Genomic DNA, 13,710 nt, shown 5'->3' on the forward strand with positions numbered 1-13,710 from the left:
CGGGAGGTGCGGCGTTCGCGTCAGTCGACCTTGGCGCCCGAGTCCTTGACGACCTTGCCCCAGCGCACGGTTTCTTCGCGGATGTAGGCGCCGAATTCTTCCGGCGTGCTGCCCTTCACCTCGGCGCCCTGGCTCGCGAGCTTGCGCTTGACCTCGGGGTCCTGCAGTGCCTTGTTGAATGCCGCATTGAGCTTGGCGACCACCTCCTTCGGCAGGCCGGCCGGGCCCGCGACGCCGAACCATGTCGCGGCCTCGAAGCCCTTGTAGCCCGACTCGTCGACCGTCGGCGCATCCGGCAGGTCGGTGGTGCGCTTGCGCGAGGTGACGACGATCGGGCGCATCTTGCCGCTCTTGATGTGCCCGATCAGCGTGGGCACCGAGGACATGTACATCTGGATCTGGCCGCCGATCAGGTCGGTCGACCCCTGCGCGGCGCCCTTGTACGGCACGTGGGTGAACCTGACATTCGCGGTCTTCTGGAAGAGCTCGGTCGCCAGGTGCGCCACCGTGCCGCTGCCCGAGCTCGCATAGTTGAGCGCCTCGGGCCTGGCCTTGGCCGCGGCCACCACGTCGGCCAGTGTCTTGTACGGCGAGTCGGCCGCCACCACCAGCACCAGCGGCGCGCTGGCGACGAGGCCGATCGGTGCCAGATCCTTTTCCGGGTTGTACGGCAGCTTGGCGTAGAGCGTGGGATTGATCGCCAGGTTGCTGGTCTGGCCGAGCACCAGCGTGTAGCCGTCGGGCGCAGCCTTGGCCGCCGCATCGACGCCCAGGTTGCCACCCGAGCCGGGCTTGTTGTCGATGACGATCGACCAGCCGTTGCTGGTGGCGACCTTGTTGGCAACTTCACGCGCGATCAGGTCGGTGCCGCCGCCGGCCGGGAAGGGCACGATCAGCCGGATCGGCCGCGACGGATAGGAGGACTGCGCAAGAACGCCGGCAGGCGCGAGGAGGGTGGCGCCGGCAACCAGGGCTGCGGTGGCAATGGCGAGACGACGCGAAGCGCCGGCACGAAGCGGGAATGAGGGCATGAACTTGTCTCCAGTGGCCGAACTGCCCGGCCCTGTGAAGCGGGTCCGGTGCGTTCGATGGAGGCAAGTATTCGCGCTGAGACCTCAATGGTCCAATCGATAATTTCTTGGAACCGATAAATGCGGCTTGGGGTATCAGCGCGATCGAAAGCGCCCGTGTTTGGCCAGCAGCACCACCAGGCGCTGCGCTGCCGGCGAGAGGTATCCGCTCTCGCGGTAGGTGACGACCATGCGGCGGCGCATCGTCACGCCCCGGACCTTCACCTCGCGCAGCGCCGCACCCGAGCGGCCTTCCTGCAGATGCAGCCGCGAGATGAAACTCAGCAGGCCGGTCTCGGCGATCAGGCTCGGCAGCATCAGCAGCATCGTGCTTTCCACTTGCACCTGGGGCCGCGGCAGGTGGCTGCGGTCGAAGGTCTGGTCCAGCCAGTCGCGCGTCGGTGCGCCGGCCGGCTGCAGCACCCAGCGGTAGCCGCTCAGATCCCTGAGCGTCGGCCTGGGCTTTTTGAAGATTTCATGCGAGCTGGTCGCGGCCACGACGATGGGGTCTTCGGCAAGCAGCTTCGAGGTGAAGCCCGGATCTGCGGCACCCTCGGTACCGACCATCAGGTCGATCTCGCCTGCGCGCAGCAGCGGCGTCAGGATGTCGCCCAGGGCGACCGTCGTGCGAAGCGTGATGTCCGGCGCCTCGCTCATCAGCTCCCGCGCGGCCGGCGGCAGCAGGAACTGCGCGGCCGTGGGCACGATGCCGATGCGGATGTTGCCGGCCAGGCCGCGGCCGATGTCGCCGATCTCGCGGCGCGCGCTCTCCACGTCGAAGCGCGTGCGCTGCGCCCACTTGAGCAGGGCCTTGCCGGCGGCCGTGAGGCGGATGCCGCGTCCCGTTCGCTCGAACAGGGCCGCGCCGCAGGCTTCCTCGAGGCGCTTGACGCAACTCGTCAATGCGGGCTGGGTACGGTGCAGCCGCTCGGAGGCGCGGCCCATGTGCTCGAGCTCGGCGATGACCTCGAAGTACTGCAGGTCGCGCAGATCCAAAATGCCTCCTGGTTTGCTCTTGCGCGACGCATGGCGCCAGGCTTTTCGAGCGAATGGTCTTGCCCTGTGCCGGCGGGCACGGGCTGTCCGCAATATAGCGCCCTGCACCCTGGAAAGAAGGGGCCTCAGTTGATGCTGGCGTTGCGAAATTCCAGCTGCTCGAAATTGCTGCCGGTGAAGTCGACCTGCTCGCCGGACAGGCCATCGGCCCGCACCCTGGTTCCGGTGCAGCCCAGGATGGCGACGCGGGTCCAATGGCTGCTGTCGAAGTTCAGGCCGTCCCACTGGCAGTTGCTGAACCGGCAGCCGCTGAGCCGGCTGTGCCGCAGCTGGGACTGGGAGAACACGCAGCCGGTGAAGACGCAGTCGGTGAGCGCGATGCCCTCGAAGTCGCAGCCGGTGAAGCTGCAACCCGTGAAGCCGCAGGAACGCCAGGCCGCCTGCCTGAAGGTCGTGGCCGTGAAGCTGCTGCCATTGAAAGTGGAATCGACGAACTGGGCCAGGTCGAGATCGAGGCCGGCATAAGCCAGGCTGTCGGCCTGCCCGGCCTGCCCGGCCAGCCCTGCGGGCGCGCCTCCGATGCCTTTGCGCCAGAGGTCGTGGTCGGTGATGATTTGCTTGGAATTCATGATGGAAGAGAGAACGCAGGCGCCGGCAGCAATGCGCGGAACCGCCCTGTGAATGGCCGCCTCTGTGGGGAGGGCCCGTTCGATTATGGGAGTCCTGGCCGATGCAGCGAAAGCAGCTGAAAGTAGCAATGCCTGCTGCTGCGTGGCAAGGCGTGAACGAATGCGCGCCAACACAACGGCTCGGGTCACCTGACAAGGTGGTGCCGTCGGTGATCGCACCAGGACGGCCATGCGCTCCGGCGCATCTCGGGAGCCCGCTTTCATGCCTGGACGCGGGTCTGTGAACCCAGCAACCAGTTTTCACCCATCGAAGCGATTTCAATGCTTCGCCGCCGATTGCCCCAGCCGTGCCTTGTTCGATCAGATTGCGGACAAGTGGTCGATGATGGTGCTGCACGTGCTCGCAGACGGCCCGCTGCGCTTCAACGTGATCAAGCGGCAGCTGGAAGGCATCACGCAGAAAGCGCTCACCCAGTGCCTGCGGCGGCTCGAACGCAACGGGCTCATCTCGCGTCGCGTGATTCCGGTGTCACCCGTAGCCGTGGAGTACGCAGTCACGCCGCTCGGCCGCACGCTGGAGCAGCCGTTCAAGGCGCTGCATGGCTGGACATTGGCCAATATCACGCAGGTCGAGAAAGCACGGAAAGCCTTCGATCTGCGGCTGGAGGCGTGAGACGGCGAAAGCAGCCGCTCAGGGAGAACATTCGACCGTCACATAGTCCGCGGGCGTGTTGATTTCTATCAGCTCGAGGTCGTCAGACTGGCGAATGACGTTGTGCGCCACGCCGGCGGGCTGGCTGAGGCAGGAGCCGGCAACGACGGTCACCGGTTCGGGCATGCCGTCAAACCTGAATTCGACCCAGCCTTTGAGCACGTACACGAAGTGCGCCGTCATGTCGTGCCAATGCCAACCGGTCTCCTTGCCGAACGGCTGGACAGCGCGGATGTGCTTGGCGCTGATGCGGCCCCCCGAAGCCTCCGCCATTCCGAGATCCCGGTACTCGACATTGGCGCGAGGACCATCCCGATGAAAGCGGTTGTCCTCGAGGGGCGTGAGAACAAACTTGGATTTCGCCTGGTCAAGCGGCAATGGACCTTGGTATCGCGCAGTCTTGCTCATCGGATTCCCTTTCAGTTGCTTGGTCGGCGAGTGCTACCAGATGCGCGGCGCTCGCGCAGGTGGCGATGGGTGGTCGGTCGGTTCACACGGCTATCGGCGCAAGAGTCTGGAGCGCACCGCCTTGCCGAGCCGAAGCGTAGGCCGCGTCCATGACCTGCATCATTGCCTCGGCGTCGCGCAATGACGCGATCGGCTTCGCACCCGTGCGACATTCGGCAAGGACCCGTTTGACGAACAAGGGGTAGTAAGCATCAGTGTCCAGTTCGAGACGCAGGCTCCGGGTGCCGGCGGCGAGATTGCTTCGGTCTCGGATCTCGATCCGGTCGGGGCCCGATTTCGCGTACATGCGATCGGATGCAAGGGTGAACGAGAACTCGCGCTGCTCGTCAGGGGTACTGGGGAAGCTGTAGCCGGTCTCCACGAGGCCGATCACGCCATCTTCGGTTTGCATCGTCAGCAACGAATAGTCTTCAACCTCACGTCGGTGCGTCCTGGAGTTCATGGTCGCCGAGACGCGTGTGACTTCCTTGCCGGTCAGCAATCTGAAGAGGTCGATGAAGTGCGTCGCGACATTGATCGTGGATCCGCCACCGGAAAACGCGGGATCGAGCGCCCAGCCTGCGCCTGCAGCTTCGTAACGTCCGGGCGGACCGACGATGAAACGAAAGGACATGAAGTTGAAGTCCGACGGGATGCGACCCTCGGCACCGTTGACTGCGCTGAGCAGGTCGCTCATGCGAAAGATGAGTGGTACCGCGCAATAAAGATTGGCTTCCTCGGTCAGTTTCCGCAGCCGGGTCACCTGCGACATGTTGACACCGCAGGGCTTCTCCAGCGCAAATGGAATTCGCCGCGCAATCACCGCTTCCGCGAGCGTCGGCATCTCGGAATGTCGACCGAACACAAACGCGAAATCGACTTCCTCCCGCTCCAGCAGCTCATAGGGCGACGAATACAGCGTACTGCCGAATCGCGCGGCGATTGCCTCTCCCTTGACATGCTCCGCATCCGAAACGGCAACCACCTCGATCCCGGGCGTGTCGAGCGCATCAAGATAGAGCGGGACATGCCAATGGCTGGCTTCCAGCAATGCAACTTTCATGCGTATCCTCCTCTCGTGCAGCCAGCCGCACGGAATGCCGCGGCGATCCTGGAAAGCCTATTCATGACATCTTCCTTTCATTCAGATGGCGACAACTGCGTGGTTTCGGGCCCGCCCGGTAGTGATTTGCCGTCAGGTCGGTAATCGAATCCAAGAAAACGCAGGGCATGCAGCGCCTGCCCTTCATGCATCGGGCGGCCGCCTTGGGTACGACAACCGCGTGCATCGGCGGTGCGGCAAAGCGGCGTCGGCTCGGGTGCATTGATGATGTCTACGACGATGGTGCCGGGATCCAGCCTCTCGGGATCCACGGGCATGGGATCGTTCGCGTGCATACCCAGCGGCGTGGCATTGATGACGATTTCGAATCCGTGCGGATCGGGTGGGCCGGAATGTGTGGTGCAACCGGTCGCGGCGGCGACGGATTTGGCGAGGTCGTCCGCACGATGCTCGTCGACATCGGATATGGTCAATGTCCGGGCGCCCGCGGATGCGACAGCGAACGCGATGGCTCTTCCCGCACCGCCGGCGCCGACGAGAAGAACGGACTTGTTCGCCGGGTGGTTGCCCTCCCATTGCATGCCAAGCACACAGCCGAGGCCATCGAATATGGCACCGACCCAGCGCCCATCCTTATCGCAGCGGATGACGTTGATTGCGCCGACCTGCCGGGCAGTCGGATGCAGTTCGTCGACGAAGGCCAGCATCCGTTGCTTGTGGGGCATCGTGACCAGCAGGCCGGAGAGATTCCCCAACGCCCGTGCGCCGGTGACGAATGCGGGCAGGTCATCGTCCTTGACGGCCAATGGGATGCACACCGCGTCTGCGCGCTGTTCGGCAAAGATCCGGTTCAATAGTTCGGGCGACTTGGCTGTCGTCAGCGGATCGCCCACCAACCCATAGAGTCGGGTTGTTCCTGTGACATGCGGCATCATGCTTTGGCCAGCGCTTCGGTGTAACGAGTGCGCACCTCGAGCGCCACGGCTGCAGGCGCCAGGTCACGCAGGATCATGCGCTGGAAGGCTTCGCCGCAGATCTGATTGAAGGTCGACTGGATGATGGAGTAGTTCACCATGCGGCCGCGTTTTTCCACCAGCGCCTTCCAGCCCAGTTGGTCCTCGGCTTCGGGCGTCTTGAAGTAGGCGTCCTTGTAGGCGCTGGCGCGCGCCACCACTTCGCCGCCTCGCGCGGCGATCGCCTGAGCGGCCGGGCTGGCCATGAACTTGACGAACTCCCACGCGCCGCCCTGGCGTGGCGAATGGCTATTGATGCACATCTGAAAGCCATACACCGCGTGCTTGTCGTCGGGCTCCACCGAAGGGGCCGGCGCCCAGGCCAGGTCGTCGGCCACGGCAGCCTTCAGGCCACGGTATCGGTACAGCCCGAAGGTGGCGGAGGCCACCGTGCCTGCCCGCATCCCATCTTGCAGCTCGTTGTACGCGAACTGCAGGCTCACGGGTGTCGCAGCTTTCTTCTGGAAGAGGTCCTTGACGATGGTGGCGGCCAGCAGCAGCCGCTTGTCGCTGAAGCCGATCTCGCGGCCGTTGGGCGCGAAGAACGGGTCGCTGTTGCCCGCAACGATGGAGCTCACGATGAACTCCATGAACGCCTGCGCGCCGCCGATCCCGCCGCTCAGGCCGATGGGGACGCCGTAGGCCATCTGGTTCTGCCTGGTCAGCAGCGGGCCGAGCGCGCTCACTTCCCCGTACGTGCGCGGCGGCGTCGCAATCTTCGCCTCGTTGAACTTGCTCTTGCGGTAGACGTAGATCGGGATGCGATAGTCCTGCTGCAAGCCCCAGATCTTGCCGTTGACGCGCGTCTGGTCCAGGCCGATCAGCCAGTCCGTGGTGTCCACCTTGTCGCGCGCGATCAGCTCGTCGATGGCCAGCACCGAGCCGGTGGACACGAACTCGGGCATCTGAAAGTTGTTCACGCGGATCACGTCGGGGCTGTCCGACTTGGCGCGCGCCGCGCGTACGCCGTTTTGCCCGGCGGGGTCCACCACCACACGTACCTTCACACGCGGCTGGCTGGCCTCGAAAGCCGCGATCATCTGCGTCTGCGCCGCCGCACGCGGATCTTTGGTGTTGGCCGGGTCGAGAAAGGTGTCGTAGGCGATGGTCTCCGTGGTCTGCGCGAAAGCCTGGGCCCGCGGGTGTGCCCAGCATGGCAGCCATGCCACCCAGGAAGATGCGCCGGCTCGTACGCGGCGCCGGGTTCTGTTCGTTCATGCTTGCTGGTTTTTTCTCGTTCATGTTGGTCTCCTGGTTTAAGTGCACGTGTGTTGGACTAGCCTTTGACGGCGCCGGCGGTCAGGCCGCTGATGAACCATCGCTGCGCAAGCACGAAGATGGCGACGATGGGAAGGGAGGACACCACGGCGTAGGCCATGACGTACGACCAGGTGATGCCGATGCTGTCGAACACCTGGTTGACCAGGGCCACTTGCAGCGTGCGGTGCGCGACCTCGGGCGCGAACGCGGCCACGGTGATGTAGTCGTTCCAGGTCGTGACCATGCCGATGACGGCGCTTGCGGCGATGCCGGGCCGCACCAGCGGCAGGATGACCTTGGTGAACGTTTGCCAGTGATTGGCGCCGTCCACCTGGGTCGCCTCGTCCAGCTCGCGCGGCACGGCGTCTACGAAGTTCTGCATGAACCACACCGTCTGCGGCACCAGGCGCGCGGCCTGCACCACGATGATGACCGCGGCGTTGTTCAAGAGGCCCAGCGCGTCCAGCAGGAAGTAGGTCGGCACCAGCAGCGCAACGCCGGGGATCATCGACGTGGACAGGATCAGCAGCATCACGGTGCGCTTGCCGCGGAACTCGAAGCGTGAAGCCGCGTAGCCGGCGGGCGCGGACAGCAGTACTGCGAGCGCAACCGCGCCGACCGCGTACAGCACCGAGTTGAACAGGTCGGTGCCGAAGGTCTCGTTTCGGAACACCGCCTTGTACGCCGAGAGGCTGGGCTCGGTAGGGAAGAAGGTAGGCGGGTAGGCCATGACGTTGGCCTCGCTCTTGAGCGAGGTGAGCACCGCCCAGGACAGCGGGATCAGCACGACCAGTACCAAGGCCGTCAGCACGGCCCAGGACAGCATTTTTTCGGAACGGCGGATATGCATGATGTTCAGCCCGAGACGCGGCCGGTGAGCCGCGTGTAAAGGTAGCCAAGGAAGAGATTGACCGCGAGCACCACGACGGAGATGACCGACGAGGGCGACAGGTCCACCGAGCGGAAGGCGCTGGAGAACACTTCGAAGCTCCAGGTGGCGGTGGAGCCCAGCGGTCCGCCGCCGGTGAGCACCAGGATCAGCGTGATGAGCGTGAGGTAGAGGATGCCCAGCGCCAGCGCGGTGCTGCCCAGCGTGGGCGCGATGTGCGGCCACACCGCGTGGCGCAGGCGCGCGCGCAGGCCACCCCCGTCGATATCGATCGCCTCGTACAGCTCCGCCGGGATGCTTTGCAGCGAGGCGCTCATCATCACCATCACGTAGGGAAAGGACCACCACGCGGTGACCAGGATGACGAGGATCAGCGCCAGCGAAGGGTCGCCCAGCATCAGGCCGGGCTCCATGCCCAGGGACCGCATCAGATAGCTCATGGGCCCGTACGAGGGATTGAGCAGCCACAGCCAGAAGCAGCCCACCACGCCCATGGACAGCGTCCAGGGCAGCAACAGCAGGGTACGGACGTACGCAGCGCCGCGCGCAATGTTCTGCAGCGCAAGGGCGCAAGCCAGTCCTACGGGCAGCACCACGGCCAGCGCGCCGAACACGTACAGCAGGGAGTTGAGGCTGAGTTCGAGAAAGGCGGGAGAAGTGATCACTGAGACATAGTTCGCCAGGCCCACGCCTTCCACCACGTCATAGAGGCGCGTGCGGTGGACGCTCAGCCACAGCACCACGGCCGTGGGATAGAGCGTGACGGCGAGCAGCACGGCGACGGCTGGCGCAAACCAGGCGAAACGCGTCCAGAAGCCCGGCGGCCGGGGGTCCGCCTGCGCCACAGTCGCGGCCTGCCCGTAGGGAATGGCATTCATAAAAACGACCTCACATAGAACATCGTTCCAATGTAGTTGCTTGAATACGCCTCGTCATGCGGGATATCCCTTGGTTCCGGGTTAACTTATGATGCTACATTGGAACCCTGTTCTAAATAGATGGAGATTTTCGTGGCCACTGGCGACATGATCGAGCGCGTGCTGGACATCCTCACGCTGCTGGCCGACTACCCCCAAGGGCTGCCGATCAGCGAGGTCGCGCGGCGACTGGAACTGCCCAAGAGCGCCGTGCACCGGCTGCTGTCCATCTTGGTGAGGCGCGGGCTGGCGGTGCAGGACGAGTACAGCCAGCGCTACCGCATGACGGTGAAGCTGGCCGCCATCGGCTTTCGCTTCCTCGCGGCCTCCGGCATCACGGAAATTTGCCAGCCGTCTCTGGACCGGCTGGCCGCGCGCACCGGCGAACTGGTGCGCCTGGCATTGGTGGAAGACGATGCGCTGATCTGGATCGCCAAGGCCCAGGGCGCGCTCTCCGGCCTGCGTTACGACCCCGATATGGGCCAGCCCGTGGTGCTGCACGCCACGTCGACCGGCAAAGCCTGGCTGGCGAGCCTGGACGAGGAGCAGGCCGTGGCGCTGGTCAAGGCGCGCGGCTTTGTCGTGCCTTCCCGGTTCGGCCGGCCAGTCGTGCGCGACGAGGCCAGCCTGCGTGCCGAACTTGCGCTGACGCGCGCGCGCGGCTATGGCACATCCGTCGAGGAAGGGGAGCCAGGCACGTGCGCGGTGGGCTGCGCGATCGTGGATCCGCAAAGCCGCCGCGCCATCGGCACCGTCAGTGTGGCCGGTCCCGTGGCGCGACTCCCACCGGAGCGCATCGCCGCCATCGCGCCCGACGTGCAAGCCACCGCGGCGGAGATCGCCGACCTGTGGCCCAGCCGCAAGGTGATGGAAGCCATGATGGGGATCACGCCGCTGAAAGTCTCCAATGGATAAAGGCCTTCCCCATCGGAAGCTCGCCGGAGCCGAGGTGCCATGCGCGTCCGCCGCTCCAGGCGTCGTTTTCATTCACAGGCGTCCATCGTGCGCGGCCGGCCGAGCGGCTGCGCTGTGTTTCCGAAGGGTCGGCCAAGTCGCGCTCAACCTGCGCGAGGCCGTGCCCACCACATTCAAGGAGCAAAACCATGCTGGCAGGTGAAGGTGCAGTGGCTATCTGGAACGACATCGCCGAGGCCGGGCGCGCAGAGTTTTACGCTTGGCATCTGCACGAGCACATGCCCGAGCGCGTGGGCATTCCCGGATTTGTGCGGGGGCGCCGCTATCGCGCTGCCGATGCCGCGACGCAGCCGGAGTTCTTCACTCTGTATGAAACCGCGAGCTTCCAGGTCATCCAGGGCAGCGACTATCTGTCGCGCTTGAACGAGCCCACGGAGTGGACGCGTGCGACCACCGCACATTTCCAGACGACCACGCGATCACTCACGCGCGTGGTGGCCAGCCACGGTGTGGGCTCGGGTGGCGCGATGCTGACCGTGCGCTTCGACATCGCGGACGACACGGTGCGCGACGTGGTGCCGCGCCTGACCTCGGCGCTGGAAGCCGCTGCGCGGCTGCCGCGCATCAGCGGTGCGCACCTGCTGGGCTCGGACCCCGGCATGTCGGGCCAGCGCACTGCCGAAAGCAAGGACCGCAAGGACCTGCAGGCCCCGGCTCGCTGGGTGCTGTTGCTGGAGGCATGTGATCCCGGCGCCTTCGATGCGGCCCTTGCGCTATTGCAACAGGCCACCGAACTGCGTGACGCTGCCGTGGGCCGCTATCTGCATGAATACACGCGGCTGAAAACCGCCTGGCAAGCGGGATGAGGGATCACAACTCCCCCCTTCGACCTGGAAGTGCGCGCAGCGGCACCCGGCCGGCTTTGCGCGACAACAAATTTATCTTTTGAATGAGGAGACACCAAGATGGCAACAGTTGAGATTCAGGACGTCGCCAAGTCCTTCGGCAGCACGCAGATCATCCGCGGCGTGAGCATCGACATCCGGGACGGCGAATTCGTCGTGCTGGTCGGCCCCTCGGGCTGCGGCAAGTCCACGCTGTTGCGCATGGTCGCGGGCCTGGAAGGCATCGACGGCGGTGAGATCCGCATCGGCGGGCGCCGCGTGAACGGCCTGCTGCCCAAGGATCGCGACATCGCCATGGTGTTTCAGAACTATGCGCTGTACCCGCATCTCACGGTGGCGGACAACCTCGCGTTCTCGCTGAAGCTGCGCCATGCGCCGCAGCAGGAGACCGAAGAGCGCGTGGCCCGGGCTGCCAAGATCCTGGGGCTGGAGCCACTGCTCACGCGGCTGCCCAAGCAGCTCTCCGGCGGCCAGCGCCAGCGCGTCGCCATGGGCCGAGCCATCGTGCGCGACCCGCAGGTCTTCCTGTTCGACGAGCCGCTGTCCAATCTGGACGCCAAGCTGCGTGTGGCAATGCGTGCGGAGATTCGCGAGCTGCACCAGCGCCTGAAGGCCACCACCGTCTACGTCACGCACGACCAGATCGAGGCCATGACGATGGCAGACAAGATCGTGGCCATGCACGATGGCATCGTGGAACAGGTAGGCACGCCGCTCGACCTGTTCGACCGGCCGCGCAACGTCTTTGTCGCGGCCTTCATCGGCTCGCCGTCGATGAACCTGCTGCCCGTCAAGGTGAACGGCAAGGGCGTTGTGGACAACGCGGGCAACCACTGGACCGTGCCCGGCGTGCCGGCCACAAGCGGGCAGGCCCTCACGCTGGGCGTGCGGCCCGAGCACCTGCGGCTGGACGCCGAGGGCGTGGAGGCGCGGGTGCTGGTGGTGGAGTCCACCGGCTCGGAGACGCACCTCATCGTCGATGCGGGCGGCACCAAGCTCACCTGCGTGCTGCGCGAACGGGTCGGTGTGCGCCCCGGCGACCAGGTGCGCCTGGGTGCGGACAGCGCGCATGTTCATCTTTTCCGCGCCGACTCCGGCGAACGGCTCGAGCCGTTGCACTGATCCCTGCAGGGATCACAAGAGGAATGCCGCTCGTCCGATTCGGTGCTCGCGGCAGCGAGAAGCTCGGATGACCGGCGTTCAAGGGAGCGTGCGCGAGATCAATGCCGCCACGCTGCCTGGCGCAGCGCCCGCGAAAAGCGCGGTGCAGCTTTCAACGGCGTCGCAGCGGCGGCGCACTTGAGGCAATGCGCGGCCAAGGCAAAGACTACATCACCGCGCCCAGTTGCCACGGCACGAATTCATCGGTGCCGATGCCGAGTGCTTCGCTTTTGGTCTTGCCGCCGGAGGCGGTCTCCAGCATCAGCGCGAACAGCCGCGCACCGGCATCCTCAACGCTGGCCGTACCGTCGAGCACTTCGCCGGCGTTGAAATCCATGTCTTCATTCATGCGCCGGTAGAGGCCCGAATGGGTGGCGATCTTCAGCGAAGGCGAAGGCTTGCAGCCATAGACCGAGCCTCGTCCGGTGGTAAAGCAGAGCAGGGTGGCGCCGCCGGCAACCTGGCCGGTTGCAGAGACCGGGTCATAGCCGGGCGTGTCCATGAACACCAGCCCATGGGCTTGAACAGGCCTGGCATATTCGACAACCGCCATCAAGCCGCTGCTGCCGCCTTTGGCCACCGCGCCGAGAGACTTTTCAAGAATGGTCGTCAAGCCGCCCGCCTTGTTGCCCGGTGATGGGTTGTTGTTCATTTCGCCGTGATTGCGCGAGGTGTAGTCCTCCCACCAGCGCAGGCGCTCTTCAAGCTTCTCGGCCACCGCCGGCAAGGCGGCGCGGGCCGTCAGCAAATGTTCCGCACCATAGATCTCCGGCGTTTCCGACAGGATCGCGGTTCCGCCATGGCGCACCAGCAAATCCACCGCGGCGCCCAGCACCGGATTGGCCGAGATGCCCGAATAGCCGTCAGAGCCGCCGCATTGCAGGCCGACCACCAGATGTTTGGCAGCCACTGGCTGTCGCAGTACCTTGTTCGCCTCAGGCAACATCGACTCGATGGCCGCCACTCCGGCATCGATTGCCGCGCGCGTGCCACCGCTGGACTGAATGCCCAGGGTGCGCAGCATCGGACCTTCAGAAAGTTCACCGGCCACTTTCAGGGCATCCAGCTGATTGGACTCGCAGCCCAGTCCAACGATCAGCACTCCAGCAAAGTTGGCATGCCGTGCATAGCCTGCCAGCGTGCGGCGCAGCAAGGCAAGCCCTTCGCCGTCGGGGTCCATCGCGCAGCCGCTGCCGTGTGTGAGCGGTACAACGCCGTCGACATTCGGATAGGCGGCGAGGGCCGCACCCTTGAAGCGCTCGGCAATCGCGTGCGACACATTGGCAGAGCAATTGACCGTTGACAGAATTCCGATGTAGTTGCGCGTTGCGACGCGGCCGTCGGCACGGACGATGCCCATGAAGGTTGCGGCGGGATCGATGAAACTTGTCGGCCGATAGGCCTCGCCCACGCTGGAGCTGCGCGTGAACTCACCCATGCCGAGGTTGTGCACATGCACATGAGCACCGGCGCTGATGGCCTGCGTCGCCATGCCAATGACCTGGCCATAACGGCGCACAACCGCGCCTTTTGCAATGTCATGAAGGGCCACCTTGTGGCCGGCGGGAACGGGACCGGCACATACGAGCCCAAGGGGGGCGAGCGATTCGCCCGCTGCCAGGTCGCGCCGGGCAATGCCGACGTCGTCCTGCGCAGCCAGCCTGATCAGCGGCGCCACGTCATTCACGGCCTTGGATACAGTTGTCGATGGATTCATGAAACTTGGTCTCGCC

Annotated in this window: 14 protein-coding genes; 4 read left to right on the top strand and 10 right to left on the bottom strand. The window is 65.1% G+C overall.

The annotated features are described in order from the left end of the window. Window positions 1-20: 20 nt before the first annotated feature. From QFZ47_RS03130 to QFZ47_RS03140, 3 genes are all read right to left on the bottom strand, one after another. Entirely contained in the window at window positions 21-1,031 is a 1,011-nt protein-coding gene (locus QFZ47_RS03130) for a Bug family tripartite tricarboxylate transporter substrate binding protein (protein WP_307654236.1), read from the bottom strand. Between the two features lie 135 nt (window positions 1,032-1,166). Continuing rightward, window positions 1,167-2,066 carry a LysR substrate-binding domain-containing protein gene (locus tag QFZ47_RS03135; RefSeq protein WP_307654237.1) on the bottom strand — a complete coding sequence of 300 codons (900 nt, stop codon included), beginning with the start codon at window positions 2,064-2,066 and terminating at the stop codon, window positions 1,167-1,169. Between the two features lie 125 nt (window positions 2,067-2,191). Next, window positions 2,192-2,695, bottom strand: coding sequence for a pentapeptide repeat-containing protein (locus QFZ47_RS03140; protein ID WP_307654238.1), 504 nt, complete (start codon window positions 2,693-2,695; stop codon window positions 2,192-2,194). A 280-nt stretch (window positions 2,696-2,975) separates the two neighbouring features. On the opposite strand from QFZ47_RS03140, the gene QFZ47_RS03145 reads away from it, so the two are divergent. Then, complete coding sequence (locus QFZ47_RS03145) at window positions 2,976-3,368, top strand: winged helix-turn-helix transcriptional regulator (RefSeq protein WP_307654239.1); 393 nt, start codon at window positions 2,976-2,978, stop codon at window positions 3,366-3,368. Between the two features lie 18 nt (window positions 3,369-3,386). Here the strand turns inward: QFZ47_RS03145 and QFZ47_RS03150 are convergent, their stop codons facing one another. The 6 genes from QFZ47_RS03150 to QFZ47_RS03175 all read right to left on the bottom strand — a co-directional run bounded on the left by QFZ47_RS03150 (window position 3,387) and on the right by QFZ47_RS03175 (window position 8,957). Then, on the bottom strand, window positions 3,387-3,815 hold the full coding sequence (locus QFZ47_RS03150; protein ID WP_307654240.1) for a cupin domain-containing protein: 429 nt from the start codon (window positions 3,813-3,815) through the stop codon (window positions 3,387-3,389). A gap of 82 nt (window positions 3,816-3,897) precedes the next feature. Next, entirely contained in the window at window positions 3,898-4,917 is a 1,020-nt protein-coding gene (locus QFZ47_RS03155) for a Gfo/Idh/MocA family protein (protein WP_307654241.1), read from the bottom strand. Window positions 4,918-4,994: 77 nt separating this feature from the next. Further along, on the bottom strand, window positions 4,995-5,852 hold the full coding sequence (locus QFZ47_RS03160; protein WP_307654242.1) for a shikimate dehydrogenase family protein: 858 nt from the start codon (window positions 5,850-5,852) through the stop codon (window positions 4,995-4,997). After that, the gene (locus tag QFZ47_RS03165) at window positions 5,849-7,099 is read right to left on the bottom strand and encodes an extracellular solute-binding protein (RefSeq protein ID WP_307654243.1); all 1,251 of its coding nucleotides are present in this window, start codon (window positions 7,097-7,099) and stop codon (window positions 5,849-5,851) included. Before QFZ47_RS03165 ends, QFZ47_RS03160 begins: the two co-directional genes overlap by 4 nt. Window positions 7,100-7,206: 107 nt before the next feature. Next, complete coding sequence (locus QFZ47_RS03170) at window positions 7,207-8,040, bottom strand: carbohydrate ABC transporter permease (protein WP_082572186.1); 834 nt, start codon at window positions 8,038-8,040, stop codon at window positions 7,207-7,209. 5 nt (window positions 8,041-8,045) lie between these two features. Beyond that, complete coding sequence (locus tag QFZ47_RS03175; protein WP_307654244.1) at window positions 8,046-8,957, bottom strand: carbohydrate ABC transporter permease; 912 nt, start codon at window positions 8,955-8,957, stop codon at window positions 8,046-8,048. Between the two features lie 132 nt (window positions 8,958-9,089). Here QFZ47_RS03175 and QFZ47_RS03180 point away from each other — a divergent pair, with 132 nt between their 5' ends. The 3 genes from QFZ47_RS03180 (at window position 9,090) to QFZ47_RS03190 (ending at window position 11,938) form a co-directional block, all read left to right on the top strand. Then, window positions 9,090-9,911, top strand: a complete 822-nt coding sequence (locus QFZ47_RS03180; RefSeq protein WP_307654245.1) for an IclR family transcriptional regulator — start codon at window positions 9,090-9,092, stop codon at window positions 9,909-9,911. A 188-nt stretch (window positions 9,912-10,099) separates the two neighbouring features. Beyond that, on the top strand, window positions 10,100-10,777 hold the full coding sequence (locus QFZ47_RS03185; protein WP_307654246.1) for a hypothetical protein: 678 nt from the start codon (window positions 10,100-10,102) through the stop codon (window positions 10,775-10,777). A gap of 99 nt (window positions 10,778-10,876) precedes the next feature. After that, the gene (locus QFZ47_RS03190; RefSeq protein WP_307654247.1) at window positions 10,877-11,938 is read left to right on the top strand and encodes an ABC transporter ATP-binding protein; all 1,062 of its coding nucleotides are present in this window, start codon (window positions 10,877-10,879) and stop codon (window positions 11,936-11,938) included. A 205-nt stretch (window positions 11,939-12,143) separates the two neighbouring features. On the opposite strand, the gene QFZ47_RS03195 is transcribed toward QFZ47_RS03190, so the two are convergent. Further along, on the bottom strand, window positions 12,144-13,694 hold the full coding sequence (locus tag QFZ47_RS03195; protein ID WP_307654248.1) for a UxaA family hydrolase: 1,551 nt from the start codon (window positions 13,692-13,694) through the stop codon (window positions 12,144-12,146). Window positions 13,695-13,710 lie beyond the last annotated feature (16 nt).

Origin of the sequence: Variovorax paradoxus, assembly GCF_030815975.1 — a bacterium.
Taxonomy (GTDB): Bacteria; Pseudomonadota; Gammaproteobacteria; order Burkholderiales; family Burkholderiaceae_C; genus Variovorax; species Variovorax paradoxus_N.